This is a genomic window from Pseudomonas sp. UBT, from assembly GCF_050915955.1.
Classification (GTDB): Bacteria; Pseudomonadota; Gammaproteobacteria; order Pseudomonadales; family Pseudomonadaceae; genus Aquipseudomonas; species Aquipseudomonas antarctica_A.
This window is the reverse complement of the sequence record NZ_CP168079.1, coordinates 4,461,880-4,480,418: the sequence shown is the minus strand read 5'-3', so window position 1 is coordinate 4,480,418 and position 18,539 is coordinate 4,461,880. Positions and strand designations below refer to the sequence as shown.

At 60.1% G+C, this 18,539-nt stretch carries 16 protein-coding genes; all 16 read right to left on the bottom strand.

The features are described 5' to 3' along the window. Nucleotides 1-6: 6 nt before the first annotated feature. Nucleotides 7-1,539, bottom strand: coding sequence for an NADH-quinone oxidoreductase subunit M (gene nuoM / locus ACDZ94_RS20685; RefSeq protein ID WP_064452906.1), 1,533 nt, complete (start codon nucleotides 1,537-1,539; stop codon nucleotides 7-9). Nucleotides 1,540-1,579: 40 nt separating this feature from the next. Beyond that, nucleotides 1,580-3,433: an NADH-quinone oxidoreductase subunit L gene (nuoL, locus tag ACDZ94_RS20680; RefSeq protein ID WP_064452905.1), complete on the bottom strand. Its 1,854-nt coding sequence runs from the start codon at nucleotides 3,431-3,433 to the stop codon at nucleotides 1,580-1,582. Next, nucleotides 3,430-3,738: an NADH-quinone oxidoreductase subunit NuoK gene (gene nuoK, locus ACDZ94_RS20675; protein WP_003174727.1), complete on the bottom strand. Its 309-nt coding sequence runs from the start codon at nucleotides 3,736-3,738 to the stop codon at nucleotides 3,430-3,432. Before nuoK ends, nuoL begins: the two co-directional genes overlap by 4 nt. Before the next feature lie 2 nt (nucleotides 3,739-3,740). After that, nucleotides 3,741-4,244 (bottom strand): NADH-quinone oxidoreductase subunit J, encoded by a 504-nt coding sequence (gene nuoJ, locus ACDZ94_RS20670; protein WP_003174726.1) that lies wholly within the window; start codon nucleotides 4,242-4,244, stop codon nucleotides 3,741-3,743. Between the two features lie 9 nt (nucleotides 4,245-4,253). Then, complete coding sequence (nuoI, locus tag ACDZ94_RS20665; RefSeq protein ID WP_003174725.1) at nucleotides 4,254-4,802, bottom strand: NADH-quinone oxidoreductase subunit NuoI; 549 nt, start codon at nucleotides 4,800-4,802, stop codon at nucleotides 4,254-4,256. Between the two features lie 11 nt (nucleotides 4,803-4,813). Further along, nucleotides 4,814-5,821, bottom strand: a complete 1,008-nt coding sequence (nuoH, locus tag ACDZ94_RS20660; RefSeq protein WP_053256843.1) for an NADH-quinone oxidoreductase subunit NuoH — start codon at nucleotides 5,819-5,821, stop codon at nucleotides 4,814-4,816. Continuing rightward, nucleotides 5,818-8,532: an NADH-quinone oxidoreductase subunit NuoG gene (gene nuoG / locus ACDZ94_RS20655; protein WP_221295077.1), complete on the bottom strand. Its 2,715-nt coding sequence runs from the start codon at nucleotides 8,530-8,532 to the stop codon at nucleotides 5,818-5,820. Before nuoG ends, nuoH begins: the two co-directional genes overlap by 4 nt. 135 nt (nucleotides 8,533-8,667) lie before the next feature. Then, nucleotides 8,668-10,023, bottom strand: coding sequence for an NADH-quinone oxidoreductase subunit NuoF (gene nuoF, locus ACDZ94_RS20650; protein ID WP_064452903.1), 1,356 nt, complete (start codon nucleotides 10,021-10,023; stop codon nucleotides 8,668-8,670). Next, the gene (gene nuoE / locus ACDZ94_RS20645) at nucleotides 10,020-10,517 is read right to left on the bottom strand and encodes an NADH-quinone oxidoreductase subunit NuoE (RefSeq protein WP_003174721.1); all 498 of its coding nucleotides are present in this window, start codon (nucleotides 10,515-10,517) and stop codon (nucleotides 10,020-10,022) included. Before nuoE ends, nuoF begins: the two co-directional genes overlap by 4 nt. 2 nt (nucleotides 10,518-10,519) lie before the next feature. Next, entirely contained in the window at nucleotides 10,520-12,304 is a 1,785-nt protein-coding gene (gene nuoC / locus ACDZ94_RS20640) for an NADH-quinone oxidoreductase subunit C/D (protein WP_064452902.1), read from the bottom strand. 72 nt (nucleotides 12,305-12,376) lie between these two features. Continuing rightward, the gene (locus tag ACDZ94_RS20635; protein ID WP_012724951.1) at nucleotides 12,377-13,051 is read right to left on the bottom strand and encodes a NuoB/complex I 20 kDa subunit family protein; all 675 of its coding nucleotides are present in this window, start codon (nucleotides 13,049-13,051) and stop codon (nucleotides 12,377-12,379) included. Nucleotides 13,052-13,061: 10 nt separating this feature from the next. Next, the gene (locus ACDZ94_RS20630) at nucleotides 13,062-13,475 is read right to left on the bottom strand and encodes an NADH-quinone oxidoreductase subunit A (protein ID WP_003219575.1); all 414 of its coding nucleotides are present in this window, start codon (nucleotides 13,473-13,475) and stop codon (nucleotides 13,062-13,064) included. A gap of 656 nt (nucleotides 13,476-14,131) precedes the next feature. Continuing rightward, nucleotides 14,132-15,457, bottom strand: coding sequence for an isocitrate lyase (aceA, locus tag ACDZ94_RS20625; protein WP_064452901.1), 1,326 nt, complete (start codon nucleotides 15,455-15,457; stop codon nucleotides 14,132-14,134). 502 nt (nucleotides 15,458-15,959) lie between these two features. Then, complete coding sequence (locus ACDZ94_RS20620) at nucleotides 15,960-16,697, bottom strand: secretin N-terminal domain-containing protein (protein WP_432750731.1); 738 nt, start codon at nucleotides 16,695-16,697, stop codon at nucleotides 15,960-15,962. Between the two features lie 214 nt (nucleotides 16,698-16,911). Next, entirely contained in the window at nucleotides 16,912-17,334 is a 423-nt protein-coding gene (locus ACDZ94_RS20615; protein WP_053256837.1) for a GNAT family N-acetyltransferase, read from the bottom strand. After that, nucleotides 17,327-18,493, bottom strand: coding sequence for a cupin domain-containing protein (locus ACDZ94_RS20610; protein WP_064452899.1), 1,167 nt, complete (start codon nucleotides 18,491-18,493; stop codon nucleotides 17,327-17,329). The genes ACDZ94_RS20615 and ACDZ94_RS20610 overlap by 8 nt, the downstream gene beginning before the upstream one ends. Nucleotides 18,494-18,539: the final 46 nt, after the last annotated feature.

Below are 18,539 nucleotides of genomic sequence, written 5' to 3'. Positions count from 1 at the left end.
GCGCTCTTACCGTGCCGAAGCGAGTTGAGTGAAGGCGGTGCTGAACCACTGCTGCACGCCATGCATCGTCGCGGCAGAAGTGTCCAGGAACGGTTGCGGGTACACGCCGATGTAGATCAGCAGCACCGCAAGGCCGAGCACCATGATCAGTTCGCGAGCATCCATCCCTTGCAGGACGGTGTCGGACTTGGCCGGGCCGAAATAGGCGCGGTGGATCATGATCAGCGAGTAAACCGAACCGAACACCAGGCCGGAAGTAGCAATGGCGCTGATCCACGGTGTGTGCACGAACGAACCCATCAGGATCAGGAACTCGCCGATGAAGTTGCCGGTGCCCGGCAAGCCCAGCGATGCGGCGGCGAAGAACAGGCTGATCGCCGGCAGGTAAGCGATGCGCGACCACACGCCACCCATTTCACGCATGTCGCGGGTGTGCAGACGCTCGTACAACTGGCCACTGAGGATAAACAGCGCGGCGGCCGAAACACCGTGGGCCAACATCTGGATCACTGCGCCTTGCAACGCCAGCTGGCTGCCGGAGTAGATGCCGATCAGTACGAAACCCATGTGGGAAACGGACGAGAAGGCAATCAGACGCTTGATGTCGGTTTGGGCGAAGGCCAGGAACGCGCCGTAGAAGATCCCGATCAGACCCAGGGTCATGGCAATCGGCGCAAACTCGGCCGAGGCATTCGGGAACAGCGGCAGGGCGAAACGCAGCAGGCCGTAGGCCGCAGTTTTCAGCAGTATACCGGCCAGGTCCACAGAACCTGCGGTCGGCGCCTGGGCGTGAGCATCCGGCAGCCAGGAGTGGAAAGGCACCACCGGCAGCTTCACCGCGAACGCGATGAAGAAGCCCAGCATCAGGATGTACTCGGTGGTCAGGGACATCTTGGTTTTCAACAGGTCGGCGTAGTTGAACGTGATCACGCCCGTGCTGTTGAAGTTGACCAGTACCAGACCCAGGATCGCCACCAACATGATCAGGCCGGAAGCCTGGGTGAAGATGAAGAACTTGGTCGCCGCGTAGATCCGGGTTTTCTTGCCATCCGAAGAACTGTGACCCCAGAGCGCGATGAGGAAGTACATCGGCACCAGCATCATTTCCCAGAAGAAGAAGAACATGAACAGGTCGAGGGCGAGGAACACGCCGACAACGCCGCCCAAAATCCACATCAGGTTCAGGTGGAAGAAGCCCACGTGACGCTGAATCTCTTTCCAGGAGCAGAGTACCGAGAGGATACCCAGCAGGCCGGTCAGCAGGATCATCAACAGCGACAGGCCGTCGAGGGCCAGGTGCACGTTGATGCCGAAGCGCTGGATCCACACGTGCTTGAATTCAAGCGCGAAGGTGGGATCGGCACCCGGTGCCGGAGCAAATGAATAGTCGCCATGGGCCCACAGCCAGAGGCCGAGCGCGAGTTCCAGGGACATGGTCAGCAACGCAATCCAGCGGGGGAGGGTGGCGCCGAAGCGTTCACCCATCCAGCAGAGCAGGCCGCCGATAAAGGGGATCAGGATTAGCCAGGGCAGAATCATGACGGGCTCGTTTCCTTTCGCAAGTTCGCAAAGTTCATAGTCATACCGCCACCACCACGATGGCGCCGATCACCAGCACGGCACCCACGGCCATGGAAGCTGCATACCAACGCAATTGGCCAGTCTCGCTGCGGCTCAGGGCGGTGTGACCGGCCTTGGCGGCACGCGGGATCAAACCGATGGTCTGGTCGAGCGGGTCTCTGCGCAGTACATGGCTGATCGCAAGGTAAGGCTTGACGAACAGTTTGTCGTAGATCCAGTCGAAGCCCCAGGCGGCGAACCACCAGGCCGAAAGGAAGCGGCCGATGCCACTGTTGGCGACGGCGGTGACGAAGCGACGCTTGCCGAGGAACAGCAGGGCCGCCAGCAGGATACCGGCGATGGCGATGGCGCCGGAGGCGATCTCCAGGCTGTGCTTGGCAGCGCCGCCGGCATGGCCAGCGCTTTCAGGCAATACACCGGCCAGTGGCGGGGTGATCATGGCGCCGATGAAGGTCGACAGGATGATCAGCACCGACAGTGGCAGCCAGTGGGAGATGCCGTGGCCTGCGTGTGCTTCGGTCTTGGCTTCACCGTGGAAGGTGATGAAGATCAGGCGGAAGGTGTACAGCGAGGTCATGAACGCACCCACCAGGCCTGCGTACAGCAGGTTCTGGTTACCGCTGGCAAAGGCTTCCCAGAGGATTTCGTCTTTGGAGTAGAAACCGGCGGTCACCAACGGCAGGGCGGCCAGCGCGGCACCCCCGACGATGAAGCTGGCGTAGGCCAACGGCAGTTTCTTCCACAGGCCGCCCATCTTGAAGATGTTCTGCTCGTGGTGGCAGGCAACGATGACTGCACCCGAAGCAAGGAACAGCAGGGCCTTGAAGAAGGCGTGGGTCATCAGGTGGAAGATCGCCGCGTCCCAGGCGCCGACGCCCAGGGCCAGGAACATGTAGCCGATCTGGCTCATGGTCGAGTAGGCGAGGATACGCTTGATGTCGGTCTGCACCAGCGCGGCGAAGCCGGCCAGTACCAGGGTCACGCCGCCAACCAGGCCCACCAGGTGCAGGATTTCCGGCGCCAGGGTGAACAGGCCGTGGGTACGGGCGATCAGGTAGACACCGGCGGTCACCATGGTGGCGGCGTGGATCAGTGCCGAAACCGGAGTCGGACCGGCCATCGCATCCGCCAGCCAGGTTTGCAGCGGCAACTGTGCGGATTTACCGACAGCGCCACCCAGCAGCATCAGGGTCGCCAGGGTGATCCAGAAGTCACCGACCTGGAACTTCTGCGGTGCCAGCACCAGCAGTTCCTGGATGTTCAACGTGCCCACTTGTTGGAACAGGATGAACAGGCCGATAGCCATGAACACGTCGCCGATGCGGGTGACGATAAAGGCCTTGAGTGCCGCGTTACCGTTGTTGCGGTTGCTGTAGTAGAAACCGATCAACAGGTACGAGCACAGGCCCACGCCTTCCCAGCCGAAGTACAGGAACAACAGGTTATCGCCCAGCACCAGGAACAGCATGCTGGCGATAAACAGGTTGGTGTAGGCGAAGAAGCGCGAGTAACCGGCTTCACCGCGCATGTACCAGGACGCGAACAGGTGGATCAGGAAGCCTACACCCACGACCACGCCGAGCATGGTGATCGACAGGCCGTCGACGTAGAGGGCGAAGTTGGGCTTGAAGCCCTCCACCGACATCCACTGCCACAGCACCAGGGTGTAGTGACCGCCTTCCGGCGGCGCCACGTTGAATTGCCAGATGACATAGGCGGCAACAATCGCCGACAGGCCAATGGAACCCACACCCACCAGGGCAGAAAGGTTTTCCGACCAGCGTCCACGGGAGAACGACAGCAGCAGGAAACCGATCAGGGGAAATACGAAAGTCAGAAAGATCATGTTCATCCGCGCATCTCACTGGCAGCGTCGATATCAAGCGTGTGGAAGCGACGATACAGTTGCAGCAGGATCGCCAGGCCAATACTGGCCTCGGCGGCAGCCAGGCTGATCACCAGGATGAACATGACTTGTCCATCCGGCTGGCCCCAACGTGCACCCGCAACGATGAACGCCAGTGCTGCGGCGTTCATCATGATTTCCAGGCTCATCAACACGAACAGAATGTTACGGCGGACCATCAGGCCGACCAGGCCAAGGCAGAACAGGATGCCGGCGACCGCCAGACCATGCTCCAAAGGGATAGCAGGCATCGTCATTGCTCCTTGGCTTCGTTGCGGCCCAAGTGGAAGGCGGTGATGGCTGCCGCGAGCAGCAGCATCGAAGCCAGTTCAACCACCAGCAGGTACGGGCCGAACAGGCTGATGCCCACGGCCTTCGCGTCTACGGTGGTGTGGCCGATGGCCTGGCCGCTCTGGTGAGCGAACAGCACATACAGCAGTTCACCCAGCAGCAGGGCTGCCAGGACAACCGGGCCAAGCCAGATGCCGGGTTTGAGCCAGACACGTTCCTGGGCGACCGAAGCCGGCCCCAGGTTGAGCATCATCACCACAAACACGAACAGCACCATGATGGCGCCGGCGTAGGCAATCACTTCCAGGACACCGGCGAACGGTGCGCCGAGGCTGAAGAAGGTCATGGCCACGGCGATCAGCGAAATGATCAGGTAGAGCAGGGCGTGCACGGGGTTGGTGTTGGTGATCACGCGAAGCGTGGACACCACTGCAATACCCGACGCGAAATAGAAAGCGAATTCCATCTTTCTTCCTTAAGGCAGCAAGCTCTTCACGTTGATCGGCTCGGCTTCGTTTTGTGCGGCGCCTTTCGGCTTACCGGCAACGGCCATACCTGCAACACGATAGAAGTTGTAATCAGGGTTTTTACCGGGACCAGAGATCAACAGATCTTCTTTCTCGTACACCAGGTCCTGACGTTTGAACTCGGCCATCTCGAAATCCGGTGTCAGCTGGATCGCGGTGGTCGGGCAAGCTTCCTCGCAGAGGCCGCAGAAAATGCAGCGCGAGAAGTTGATGCGGAAGAAGTCCGGGTACCAGCGACCGTCTTCGGTTTCAGCTTTCTGCAGGGAGATGCAACCCACCGGGCACGCCACGGCGCACAGGTTGCAGGCTACACAACGCTCTTCGCCATCGGGGTCGCGGGTCAGCACGATACGGCCGCGATAGCGCGGCGGCAGGTACACCGCTTCTTCCGGGTATTGCAGGGTGTCGCGTTTGCGGAAGCCGTGACCGAACACCATCACCAGGCTTCGCAACTGGGTACCAGTACCCTTAACGATGTCGCCAATATATTTGAACATGGGTCAAATCCTCACTGAACCGCGCCGGCTGGCGTGTTCAACAACACAACAGCAGCCGTCACCAGCAAATTGATCAGGGTCAGCGGCAGGCAGAATCTCCAGCTGAAATCCATCACCTGGTCATAGCGTGGGCGCGGGATAGAAGCGCGCAGCAGGATGAACAGCATGATGAAGAACGCCGTCTTCAAGAAAAACCAGAAGAACGCCAGTTGCGGCAGGATGTTGAACGGACCGTGCCAGCCGCCGAAGAACAGCGTGACCAGCAGGGCCGAGATCAAGATGATGCCGATGTATTCACCAACGAAGAACATGCCCCATTTCATGCCGGCGTATTCAATGTGGTAACCGTCGGCCAGTTCCTGTTCCGCTTCCGGCTGGTCGAACGGGTGACGGTGAGTCACGGCGACGCCAGCGATGAAGAAGGTGCAGAAGCCGAAGAACTGCGGAATGATGAACCACAGGTTCTGCGCCTGGTACTCGACGATGTCGCGCATGTTGAACGAGCCGACCTGCACCACGATGCCCATCAGCGCGAGGCCCATGAACACTTCGTAGGACACGGTCTGGGCCGAAGCCCGCAAGCTGCCCAGCAGGGCGAACTTGTTGTTACTCGACCAACCCGCGAACAGCACCGCGTAGACCGACAGACCGGCCATGGCGAAGAAGAACAGCAAGCCGATGTTCAGGTCCGCCACGCCCCAGGTCGGGGTGATCGGGATGACGGCGAAGGCAATCAGCAAGGCGCTCATGGCCACGACCGGTGCCAGGGTGAAGATCACCTTGTCGGCAAACGGCGGGGTCCAGTCTTCCTTGAAGAACATTTTCAGCATGTCGGCGGCGATCTGGAACATACCGAACGGGCCAACGCGGTTCGGACCGTAACGGTCCTGCCACCAGCCCAGCAGGCGACGTTCGACGAAGCTGAGCAGGGCGCCCGCGACGACCACGGCCAACAGGATCACGATGGCCTTGACGACCGAGATGATCACGTCGATCACTTCAGGGGTGAACCAGGTCATTGCGCTGCCTCCTGCAGACCGTCAACGGTTTGGCCAAAGATCGCAGGCGGGATACCGGCGAGGCCTTTCGGCAGTGCAACCAGGCCGGCACCCAACTCGTCGTTGATGCGCAGCGGCAGACGCAGGGTCTTGCCACCGACGTTCAAGCTGAGCAGGGCACCGTCGTTGACGCCCAGGCGGTCGGCTTCGGACTTGGCTACGGACACGTAGGCGGCCGGAATGCGCTCTTGTACCGGCGCGGCTTTGGAAGAGGTTTCTTCGCTGCCGAACAGGTGGAAGAACGGCACAACCTGCCAGGTGCCCTGGGCCGGGTTGAACGGGCGCGGTACGGCGGCGAACCAGTTCAGCGAATCACCGGTGCTTTCGATCAGGCGGGTGCCCGGGTCGCCAGCGCGGATATGACCACCGACTTCGTCCTGGAACTTGTTCCAGGCCTGCGGCGAGTTCCAGCCCGGCGACCAGGCAAATGGCACCTGTTGACGCGGCTCGACCGAACCCGAGTAACCTTCCATGGAGAAGGCGAACGCGGTGTCGTTGTCCTGCGGCGTACGCGGTTCGTGCACGCTGATATCAGCACGCATGGCGGTACGGCCGGAGTAACGCAGCGGTTCACGGGCCAGTTTCATGCCCTTGATGCGGAACGCGGCGGACGGTGCAGCGTCGACAATGCGCGCCAGTTGCGGGGCACTTGCGGCGGCGGCTGCGGTGACGTGGTCGAGCTGGGTCCAGTCGAGCGGCTGGTTCAGCAGGGTCGAGCGCAGGGCATGCAGCCAGCGCCAGCCTTCGTGAACCAGGATGCTGGCGTCCATGTACTTCGGATCGAACACCTGGAAGAAGCGCTGGGCGCGGCCTTCCTGGCTGACCAGGGTACCGTCGCCCTCGGCGAAGGTGGCGGCTGGCAGCACCAGGTCGGCACGCTCGCTGGTGGCGGTCTTCTGGTGGTCGGCAACGATCAGCACTTTGGCGGCGTCCAGCGCGGCGTCGACCTTGGCCGAATCCGTGCGGGTGTACAGGTCGTTCTCCAGTACCACGATGGCGTCGGCTTTGCCGTCAGTGACGGCTTGCAGCGCGGCGTCCAGTGACTCGCCACCGAGCATGGCCAGGCCAAGGCTGTTGGCTTCCGGCACGACCAGGCTGATGGAACCGTTCTTGTCGCGCAGCTTCAGGGCTTTAGCGATGTTGGCAGCAGCTTCGATCAGCGCTTTGGAACCCAACGAGGTGCCAGCAATGATCAGCGGGCGCTTGGCCGCCAGCAGGGCGTCGGCGATGCGCTGGGCCAGTTCAACGGCTTCAGTGTCCAGGCCTTCGACGGCAGGTGCGCTGGCGTCCAGGGCGTGGGCCACGGCGAAACCGATGCGCGCCAGGTCGTCAGGCGCTGCGTGGACGCACTCTTCGGCGATGTCGTCGAGCTTGGTCTCAGCCAGGCTTGCGATAAACAGCGGGTTCAGCGCGTGCTGGCCGATGTTTTTCACGGCGGCGTCGAGCCAGGGCTGTACGCGCATAGCCTCGGCCATGTCTTCGGCTTTGCCTTTGACCGACTGGCGCAGGGACAACGCGATACGCGCGGCGGTCTGGGTCAGGTCTTCACCGAGGACAAAGATCGCGTCGTGGTCTTCGATGTCGCGCATGTTCGGTACCGGCAGCGGGCTGTCGTTCAGCACCTGCAGGACCAGGCGAATGCGCTCCAGCTCAGCGGCTTCGATACCGGAGTAGAAGTGCTCGGCGCCGACCAGTTCGCGCAACGCGAAGTTGCTTTCGAGGCTGGCGCGTGGCGAACCGATACCAACGATATTGCGGCCGCGCAACAGATCGGCGGCTTTATCCAGTGCTTCGTCGGTGTTCAGCTTGGCGCCACCTGCCAACAGCGGCTGGCGTGGGCGGTCTTCGCGGTTGACGTAGCCATAGCCGAAACGGCCACGGTCGCACAGGAAGTACTGGTTGACCGAACCGTTGAAGCGGTTTTCGATCCGACGCAATTCGCCGTAGCGCTCGCCCGGGGAAATATTGCAACCGCTGGAGCAGCCATGGCAGATGCTCGGCGCGAACTGCATGTCCCACTTACGGTTGTAGCGCTCGGAGTGCGTCTTGTCGGTGAACACACCGGTCGGGCAGACCTCGGTGAGGTTGCCGGAGAACTCGCTTTCGAGCACGCCGTCTTCAACGCGACCGAAGTACACGTTGTCGTGGGCGCCAAATACGCCCAGGTCGGTGCCGCCGGCGTAGTCTTTATAGAAACGCACGCAACGGTAGCAGGCGATGCAGCGGTTCATTTCGTGGGAAATGAACGGGCCGAGGTCCTGGTTCTGGTGGGTACGCTTGGTGAAGCGATAACGGCGCTCGTTGTGGCCGGTCATCACCGTCATGTCTTGCAGGTGGCAGTGACCGCCTTCCTCACAGACCGGGCAGTCGTGGGGGTGGTTGGTCATCAGCCATTCGACAACGCTGGCGCGGAACGCCTTGGATTCTTCATCTTCGATGGAGATCCAGGTGTTGTCGGTGGCGGGTGTCATGCAGGACATGACGATACGACCACGGGTGTCGTTCTCGTCGGTGTACTGCTTGACCGCACACTGGCGACAGGCACCGACGCTACCAAGGGCTGGGTGCCAGCAGAAATAAGGGATGTCGAGGCCTAGTGAGAGACATGCCTGTAACAGGTTGTCTGCCCCATCGACTTCGAGCGCTTTGCCGTCTACGTGGATAGTGGCCATGGTTCAAAGTTCTTCGTTGGCCCGTTGTCAGCGGGCGTGGCTAATGGAATCTTGTTATTCATGTGCATCTACACAGCCATAAAGGCGTCAGCACATGAGCAGTTGAAGGGCACGGACCCTTCGCCTGGTTAAGCGTTACGCGCCGACTACGATCGGCCTCGCCAGAGGCGGGACGGCGGCGCTGGTAGGCGCGATGCCGGCTTCGAACTCCGAGCGGAAGTATTTGATTGCGCTGCCCAATGGCTCCACGGCGCCCGGTGCGTGAGCACAGAAGGTCTTGCCTGGGCCGAGGAAACCGACCAGACCCAGCAGCGTCTCGATGTCGCCTGGCTGGCCTTCGCCTTTCTCGATGGCCATCAAGAGCTTCACGCTCCAAGGCAAACCGTCACGGCACGGGGTGCAGAAACCGCAGGATTCGCGGGAGAAGAACTGCTCCATGTTGCGCAGCAACGACACCATGTTCACGGTGTTGTCCACGGCCATCGCCAAGCCAGTACCCATACGGGTGCCGACCTTGCCGATGCCGCCGGCATACATTTGCGCGTCGAGGTGCTCGGGCAGCAGGAAGCCGGTGCCGGCGCCGCCTGGCTGCCAGGCCTTGAGGGTGTAGCCATCGCGCATGCCGCCGGCGTAGTCCTCGAACAGCTCGCGTGCAGTTACGCCAAATGGCAGTTCCCACAGGCCAGGGTTCTTGACCTTGCCGGAGAAGCCCATGAGCTTGGTGCCCATGTCTTCGCTGCCTTCGCGGGCCAACGATTTGTACCACTCCACGCCGTCGCCGATGATTGCCGGCACGTTGCACAGGGTCTCGACGTTGTTCACGCATGTCGGCTTGCCCCACACGCCCACGGCGGCAGGGAAGGGCGGTTTGGAGCGCGGGTTGGCGCGGCGGCCTTCGAGGGAGTTGATCAGTGCGGTTTCTTCACCGCAGATGTAACGCCCGGCGCCGGTGTGCACGAACAGTTCGAAGTCAAAGCCCGAACCGAGGATGTTCTTGCCCAGCAGGCCGGCTGCCTTGGCTTCTTCCACTGCACGGGTGAGGTGCTTGGCGGCGGTGGTGTATTCGCCACGCAGGAAGATGTAGCCACGGTAGGTTTTCAGCGCGCGGGCACTGATCAGCATGCCTTCGATCAGCAGATGGGGCAGTTGCTCCATCAACATGCGGTCTTTCCAGGTGTTCGGCTCCATTTCATCCGCGTTGCACAGCAGGTAGCGGATGTTGATGGATTCGTCTTTGGGCATCAGGCCCCACTTAACACCCGTGGGGAAGCCTGCACCGCCGCGACCTTTAAGGCCGGCGTCTTTCACGGTCTGGACGATATCGTCCTGGGCCATGTCGGCGAAGGCTTTGCGCGCAGCCGCGTAACCGTTCTTGGCCTGGTACTCGTCGAGCCATACCGCCTCGCCGTCGTCACGCAGGCGCCAGGTCAGCGGGTGAGTCTCGGCCGAACGCTTGATCAGGTTGGCCGGGCCGAAAGAAGTCAGGGTCATGGGTAGCCCTCGAGCAATTGGGTGACGCCAGCAGGCTGCACGTCACCGAATGTGTCGTCGTCGATCATCAACGCCGGCGCCTTGTCGCAGTTACCCAGGCAGCACACCGGCAGCAGCGTAAAGCGGCCGTCCGGCGTGGTCTGACCCAGGCCGATGCCCAGCTTGTTCTGAATCTCACTGACCACGGACTCGTGGCCACCGATGTAGCAGACCATGCTGTCGCACACGCGAATGATGTGGCGACCTACCGGCTGGCGGAAGATCTGGCTGTAGAACGTGGCCACGCCTTCAACGTCGCTGGCAGGGATGCCGAGGATTTCGCCGATGGCGTAGAGGGCGCCGTCCGGCACCCAGCCACGTTCCTTCTGGACGATCTTCAAGGCTTCGATAGACGCCGCACGCGGGTCTTCGTAGTGATGCAGCTCGTGCTCGATGGCCGAGCGCTCGGTTTCACTCAAGGTGAAACGGTCTGTCTGGATAAGCGTGCTATTCATGCTTAGCGGTCCACGTCGGCCATAACGAAATCGATACTACCCAGGTACGCAATCAAGTCCGCGACCATTTCACCTTTGATCACCGAAGGGATCTGCTGCAGGTGCGGGAAGCTTGGAGTACGAATCCGGGTGCGGTAGCTCATGGTGCCGCCATCGCTCGTCAGGTAATAACTGTTGATACCCTTGGTCGCTTCGATCATCTGGAAGGATTCGTTGGCCGGCATGACCGGGCCCCACGAAACCTGCAGGAAGTGCGTGATCAGGGTTTCGATGTGTTGCAGCGTGCGCTCTTTCGGCGGCGGCGTGGTCAGCGGGTGATCCGCCTTGTACGGGCCGGCCGGCATGTTGCGCATGCACTGCTCGATGATCTTCAGGCTCTGGCGCATTTCTTCGACGCGCACGATGCAACGGTCGTAGGCATCGCCATTGGCCGCCAACGGCACTTCGAATTCGAAGTTCTCGTAGCCGGAGTACGGGCGCGCTTTACGCAGGTCGAAATCGCAACCGGTGGAACGCAGGCCAGCACCGGTGACGCCCCATTCCAGGGCTTCTTTGGTGTTGTACGCCGCGACGCCGATGGTCCGGCCCTTGAGGATGCTGTTGTCCAGGGCGGCTTTCTGGTATTCGTCTAGACGCTTGGGCATCCAGTCGATGAACTCTTTTACCAGGCGTTCCCAGCCATTTGGCAGGTCGTGCGCGACACCGCCGATGCGGTACCAGGCCGGGTGCAGACGGAAACCGGTGATGGCTTCGATGACCTTGTAGGCGCGCTGACGGTCGGTGAATGTGAAGAACACCGGGGTCATGGCACCGACGTCCTGGATGTAAGTCCCCAGGAACAGCAGGTGGCTGGTGATCCGGAAGAACTCGGCCATCATGATGCGGATGGTGTCGACGCGGTCCGGTACCTTGATACCGGCCAGCTTCTCGACCGAGAGCACGTACGGCAGGTTGTTCATCACGCCGCCGAGGTAGTCGATACGGTCGGTGTACGGGATGAAACTGTGCCAGGACTGGCGCTCGGCCATCTTCTCGGCACCACGGTGGTGGTAGCCGACGTCAGGCACGCAGTCGACGATTTCTTCGCCGTCCAGTTGCAGGATGATGCGGAAGGCACCGTGAGCCGAAGGGTGGTTCGGGCCCAGGTTGAGGAACATGTAGTCCTCGTTGGTGCCGGAGCGCTTCATGCCCCAGTCTTCCGGACGGAAGCGTGCAGCCTCTTCTTCAAGCTGTTGCTTGGCGAGCGTCAGGCTGAACGGATCGAATTCGGTGGCGCGCGCAGGGTAGTCCTTGCGCAGCGGGTGACCTTCCCAGGTTGGCGGCATCATGATGCGCGTCAGGTGCGGGTGGCCGGGGAAGTCGATACCGAACATGTCCCAGACTTCACGCTCGTACCAGCTGGCGTTCGGCCAGATACCGGTCACGGTCGGCACGCTCAGGTCGCTCTCGGACAGCGCGACCTTGATCATCACGTCGCTGTTACGCTCGATCGACAGCAGGTGATAGAACACGGTGAAATCGGCGCCGCTCGGCAGCCCCTGGCGCTTGGTGCGCAGCCGCTCGTCCACGCCATGCAGGTCATAAAGCATGACGTACGGCTTGGGCAGGTTGCGCAGGAACGTCAGGACTTCGACGAGCTTGGCACGCGCCACCCACAGCACCGGCATACCGGTACGTGTGGCCTGGGCGGTGAAGGCGTCAGGGCCAAAACGGTTATTGAGTTCGACGACCACATCCTGGTCGTCTGCCTTATAAGGCGGGATGTACAGAGCACTGCCTGTAGTCATGGTTTTTTATCGCTTTCGGTCAACGTAAAGAATGAAGCCAGGTTTTCGTTCTATAAAAGAAGCGGTGCTGGATCAGACTTCGTCGGGGCTGCGCAGGTTGGTGACTGCGATTCGCTGTTCGCGGCGCTGTTCCTTTTGCGAAGGCATCTCGGCGCGGTAAACGCCTTGATCGCCGACAACCCAGGAAAGTGGACGACGCTCCTTGCCAATCGATTCCTGCAACAGCATCAAGCCTTGCAGAAATGCTTCAGGTCGGGGCGGGCAGCCAGGCACGTAGACGTCCACGGGCAGGAACTTGTCCACCCCTTGAACGACGGAGTAGATGTCGTACATGCCACCGGAGTTGGCGCACGAACCCATGGAGATAACCCACTTTGGCTCGAGCATTTGCTCGTAGAGACGCTGAATGATCGGCGCCATCTTGATAAAGCAGGTTCCGGCGATAACCATGAAATCCGCCTGACGCGGTGATGCCCGGATAACTTCGGCGCCAAAGCGCGCGATGTCGTGGGGCGCCGTGAAGGCGGTGGTCATTTCCACGTAGCAGCAGGACAGACCGAAGTTGTACGGCCACAGGGAGTTCTTACGTCCCCAGTTGACCGCGCCACTCAGCACGTCTTCCAGCTTGCCCATGTAGATGTTTTTGTGGACTTGATCTTCTAACGGATCGGAAACGGTTTCCCGTTCGCCGATTGGGTACTGATCGTTAGGAGCATCCGGGTCGATCCTGGTGAGATTGTATTGCATCGCCAAAGCCTCATTGTTTCAGCTTCGCTTGCCGCTTACGACGAGCTTCCGGAGCCCAGTCAAGGGCGCCCACTCGAAATAGGTAGACAAGGCCTGCCAACAGAATTGCTATGAAAACGAGGGCTTCGACGAATCCGGTCCAGCCGCTTTCGCGGACGGACACAGACCAGGCAAAGAGAAAGAGGGCTTCGATATCGAAGATCACGAACAGCATCGCGACCAGATAGAATTTGGCTGAGAGCCGCAAGCGGGCGCCACCTGTAGGTAGCATGCCGGACTCGAACGGTTCGTTTTTGCTGCGGCCCCAGGCTTTTGACCCGAGGAGGCTGGAGACACCAAGCATGAAGGCACAAAGGCCGACAACACCGAGGAGGAAAATGGCAAAGCCCCAGTTGTGGGCCATGAGTCCTGTCGCTTCGGTCATGCTGGAAATCCTTAACAGAGAGCAAAGGTCTCTGAGCTCGAAAAAGTAACGATGCAGTGACGATATGTCGCACTGCAATCAATCGCGGTGATTTTATGGCTAAACACCGGGCAAGTAAAATTCCGATAGCGAAATTATTCGATGGAATAAGCACATAGTGCACCTTTGTGGGGCTGCAGCCCTTGCGGGGCGGGCATTAGCGGGCTTTTTATCAAATATGTTTTGTTTAAGCTGTAAAGAAGTTTTCATGCGCTAAATGATAATGACTATTGTTTGGGTGGGTTTTAAGTGGGTGCGTGTGATGCAGCGGGGGAAGTTGCTGTTACTTGCTAGATTGCCGCTAGTTGCTGGCGTGGATTTTTTAACCGATTTTATCCAGGCAAATACCGCTCTGGATCAATGTTTTGCGCAAAACCTACAGGTTCAGCCCATTTCCTGTGGGAGCCGGGCTTGCCCGCGATAGCGGTGTGTCAGCCATTGAAAGGGTGCTGACTGACCGCTATCGCAGGCAAGCCAGCTCCCACATTTGATGCGTGTGCTGCCAGAGGGCTTTTCCCTGGACCAAAAAAAACGCCCCGAACCAGTCGGGGCGTGATTGTCGTGCGGCATTGCGGTTAGGTCTTCCGTGATGCCGCAATGGCCGTGTACTCAGTTGATCAGTGGAACTGTTCTTCTTCGGTCGAACCGGTCAGCGCGGTCACGGACGAACTGCCGCCCTGGATCACGGTGGTCATGTCGTCGAAGTAGCCGGTGCCCACTTCCTGCTGGTGCGCCACAAAGGTGTAGCCTTTGGAGGCGTCAGCGAACTCCTGCTCTTGCAGCTTCACGTAGGCCGTCATGTCGTTGCGGGCGTAGTCGTGCGCCAGGTTGAACATGCTGTGCCACATGTTGTGAATGCCGGCCAGGGTGATGAACTGGTGCTTGTAGCCCATGGCGGACAGTTCGCGCTGGAATTTGGCGATGGTCGCGTCGTCCAGGTTCTTCTTCCAGTTGAAAGAAGGCGAGCAGTTGTAGGACAGCAGTTGGTCCGGGTATTCCTTCTTGATCGCTTCGGCGAAGCGACGCGCTTCGTCCAGGTCCGGCTTGGCGGTTTCGCACCAGATCAGGTCGGCGTACGGCGCGTAGGCCAGGCCGCGAGCGATGGCCTGGTCGAGGCCGGCGCGTACTTTATAGAAGCCTTCCTGAGTACGCTCGCCGGTTACGAATGGCTTGTCGTACGGGTCGCAATCGGAAGTCAGCAGGTCAGCAGCGTTCGCGTCGGTACGTGCCAGGATGATGGTCGGAGTGCCAGCCACGTCAGCGGCCAGGCGCGCAGCGGTCAGCTTCTGTACGGCTTCCTGGGTAGGCACCAGTACCTTGCCGCCCATGTGCCCGCATTTCTTCACCGAAGCCAGTTGGTCTTCGAAGTGAACGCCGGCGGCGCCAGCCTCGATCATGCTTTTCATCAGCTCGTAGGCGTTCAGCACGCCGCCGAAACCGGCTTCAGCATCCGCCACGATCGGTGCGAAGTAGTCGATGTAGCCTTCGTCGCCCGGGCCTTTACCGGCTTTCCACTGGATCTGGTCGGCACGACGGAACGAGTTGTTGATGCGCTTGACCACGGTTGGCACCGAGTCCACCGGGTACAGCGACTGGTCGGGGTACATGGATTCAGCGGAGTTGTTGTCCGCTGCCACTTGCCAGCCGGACAGGTAGATCGCCTGGATACCGGCTTTCACCTGCTGGACTGCCTGGCCGCCGGTCAGGGCGCCCATGCAGTTGACGAAATCTTTGTCAGGACGGAAGGAAGGCTTGGCACCTTGGGTTACCAGGTTCCACAGCTTCTCGGCGCCGAGTTTTGCAAAGGTGTGCTCAGGTTGAACCGAGCCACGCAGGCGGACGACGTCAGCAGCGGAATAAGCGCGGGTCACGCCTTTCCAGCGTGGGTTTTCAGCCCAGTCTTTTTCAAGGGCTGCAATTTGCTGTTCGCGTGTCAGTGCCATGGGAAAAACCTCGTCGCGTCTTCGTGTGGAAAAACAGTGTGGAAAAATCCGTTTTACAGCCCTGCATTCAATGCACAGGCGTGGCGCTCGCTGACCAGAAGCTTAGGCGGTCAAGTCAGGTTCGGCGGGGAAGGCGACGGGATGAACGAGTAGCGAGAGGGGAGTTGAGCAGGTAAGGGCGAACTGCGAACGGTCTTCGGGCGTCGTGGGCCTTGGTACGATCCATCAGTGTGTAGCCGGGTTACCTGGTTAGCTTCCGTCCCTCGGGACAACTTCGTTCCAGTCGCAACCTCGTCAAACACACCTTGTGGGCGGTACAGACACGAATCGGCTCAGATGGGTAGCTTAGAGCGACGATCCGAAGGCCCTTGCCAGGGCCCCTGATTAGCGGGAGCGAGGCCATCATGCCCATGCTTTTTTGGATCGTCAAACGTTTTGTAGTGCTTTTTTTATAGCACTACATCTTTAGTCTAATACGACTTGCCAGTCAGTTTTTGGTGCTTCAGTTCAGGGTGTCGACCTTGACCCGCAAAGTCAGGTCATCACGCCCCTGAGTAGAGTAGCTGCGGGTTGTAGAAGATTTGTCGGCCTGAGTCTCGCGATTGATGCCTGCCAGCGAGATCCATTCACCCAGGCGCCCGCTGACACTTGTGTCGTTACTCTGTACGTTCACTACATCGGGACGTTCCTGGCTCATGCGGTCACGGTTGGTACTGATTGCCAGGTGTACGGTCTCGCCGGTTACGCTGGCAGTGACGTAAAAGCCTTGGGTGACGTTGCGATACTGGGTCTGGTTTTGCGGGCGCCCATAGGCGTCTGGCTGGGTGGTCGTCAGTGGCACGCTTTGGCCCACCTGGATCAGTGCGGGCACCCCTTCGCTGGCCTGGATCTGCTGGATGCCACCGTCGCGGCTGGCGGTGCCGTAGCTGATGATGCGCGTCTGGCTGTCGCCGGTGTTCTGCTGATTGTATTCGTTGGTGTCGACGGTGATCAGCAGGCGCTTGGCGGGAGTGTCCAGTTGGGCAAGCAATGCACGCAGGTCCTGGATCTTGCCAGGGTCGGCTTTGACAATCAGCTGGTTGCCGTAGGCGCTGACGGTGCCGTCCTTGCCGATGAAATTCTGCGCCACCGGCAGTAAATCAGCGCTGGTGCGATTGCTCAGGTTGACGACTTCGGTGTCAGCCATTGCTGAGACGCTGGCGGTCAGGAGGAGGGCGGTGAGCAGGGTGCGTAGGGACATGTCCGTTATCTCTGCGAGTCATTTAGGCTTGATAGTGCCAGTTTGTCGGCCTGGTGGGTCGCAAGTTGAATCGTAGACGGCAAAATGCCCTGGCATGGCAGGGCATTTTTGGGTGTTGCTGATGGCGCTATCGCAGGCAAGCCAGCTCCCACATTTGGAATGCATTTCCCTGTGGGAGCTGGCTTGCCTGCGATAAGGGCGACTCGGTCTCGAATTAGCCCTCGCGCACCATATCGACATGTGGAATTCCGACTTCAAGGAATTCATCGCTGACAATCTTGAAGCCCAGTCGCTCATAAAACGGCGCCGCATATACCTGCGCACTGAGAAACTGCTTGGTCTGGCCACGTTGCTCGGCCATGCCAATCACGGCTTCCATCAGCTTGTCGCCGACTTTCAGTCCGCGCCAGTCCTTAAGCACCGATACGCGGCCGATTTCGCCGCTGGGCAGCAGGCGCGCGGTGCCAATCGGAAAGTCACCTTCAAACGCGAGAAAATGCACGGCGTCAGCGTCGTCTGCGTCCCACTCGAGCTCGGGTGGAACCGATTGTTCAGCGATAAATACCGCTTCACGAATGCGCCGAATCTCAGCGATATCCTTTTGCCAGTCCGCGACACTTACGTGAATCTTATTCATCGGCAAATCCCAGGCTTCCTTGCTTGACCAATTCGCACAGCAGGTCGCGACCGTCTTCGTCTGCGAGCCATGTGCCGAGATTTTCGCTGTGCAGGGCGTCGGCCGAGCAAATCAGTTTCAACAGCTCGCGCAGTTTGCCGGGCAGGTAACGGCTCTGGCCGCTGGCGAACAGCAACACGTCGTCGTCCACTTCCGACCACGCCATGCGGGCGCTTGGGTTGCGGACCAAAATCGCGCCGTCTTCCAGGCTGCTGATAAAGTCTTCTTCGACCAACTCTTCGCCTGCCACCATTTCCGGGTAGCGCGGCTCGGTCATGAACTGGCCGAACCAGGTCAGCAGCATGCGCTCGTCACTCATGTGCTCGGCCAGCAAGCCTTTCAGGCGGTCAAGGGCATCGCCTTGAATCTGGTGCGGGTCGCTGACCGGTTGGGCGTCGGCGTCGGTGTAACGCTCTTCGTCCGTGAGGTATTGGCTGAGGAAGTCGGTGAAGTGGGTCAATACTTCAGCGGCGCTCGGTGCGCGGAAGCCGACCGAGTAGGTCATGCAGTCATCTTCAGCGATGCCGAAGTGCGCGAGGCGCGGCGGCAGGTAGAGCATGTCGCCGGGTTCCAGCACCCATTCTTCACTTTGCTCGAATTCGGCGAGGATGCGCAGGTCGGCGTGCTGCAGCAACGGGCTCTCGGAGTTGCACATCTGGCCGATTTTCCAGTTGCGCTTGCCTTGGGCCTGCAACAGGAACACGTCGTAGTTATCGAAGTGCGGGCCGACGCTGCCGCCAGGTGCGGCAAAGCTGATCATCACGTCGTCGATGCGCCAGCTTGGCAGGAAGCGGAAGTGCTCCAGCAGCTCGGCCACTTCCGGCACAAACTGGTCGACAGCCTGCACCAGCAGCGTCCACTCACGCTCAGGCAGGGTGCTGAAGGCGTCTTCGGCGAAGGGGCCGCGACGCAGTTCCCATGGGCGCTCGCCGTGCTCGATCACCAGGCGCGATTCGACTTCTTCTTCCAGGGCCAGGCCGGCCAGTTCGTCGGCATCGATCGGGCTTTCGAAATCAGGGATGGCCTGACGAATCAGCAACGGTTTTTTCTGCCAGTAGTCGCGCAGGAATTCGCGTGCCGTGATGCCGCCCAGAAGTTGAAGAGGAATATCAGGATTCATGTGTAACCTATTGAAAAAAAGCACTTTTAAGACAGGAATAAAAACG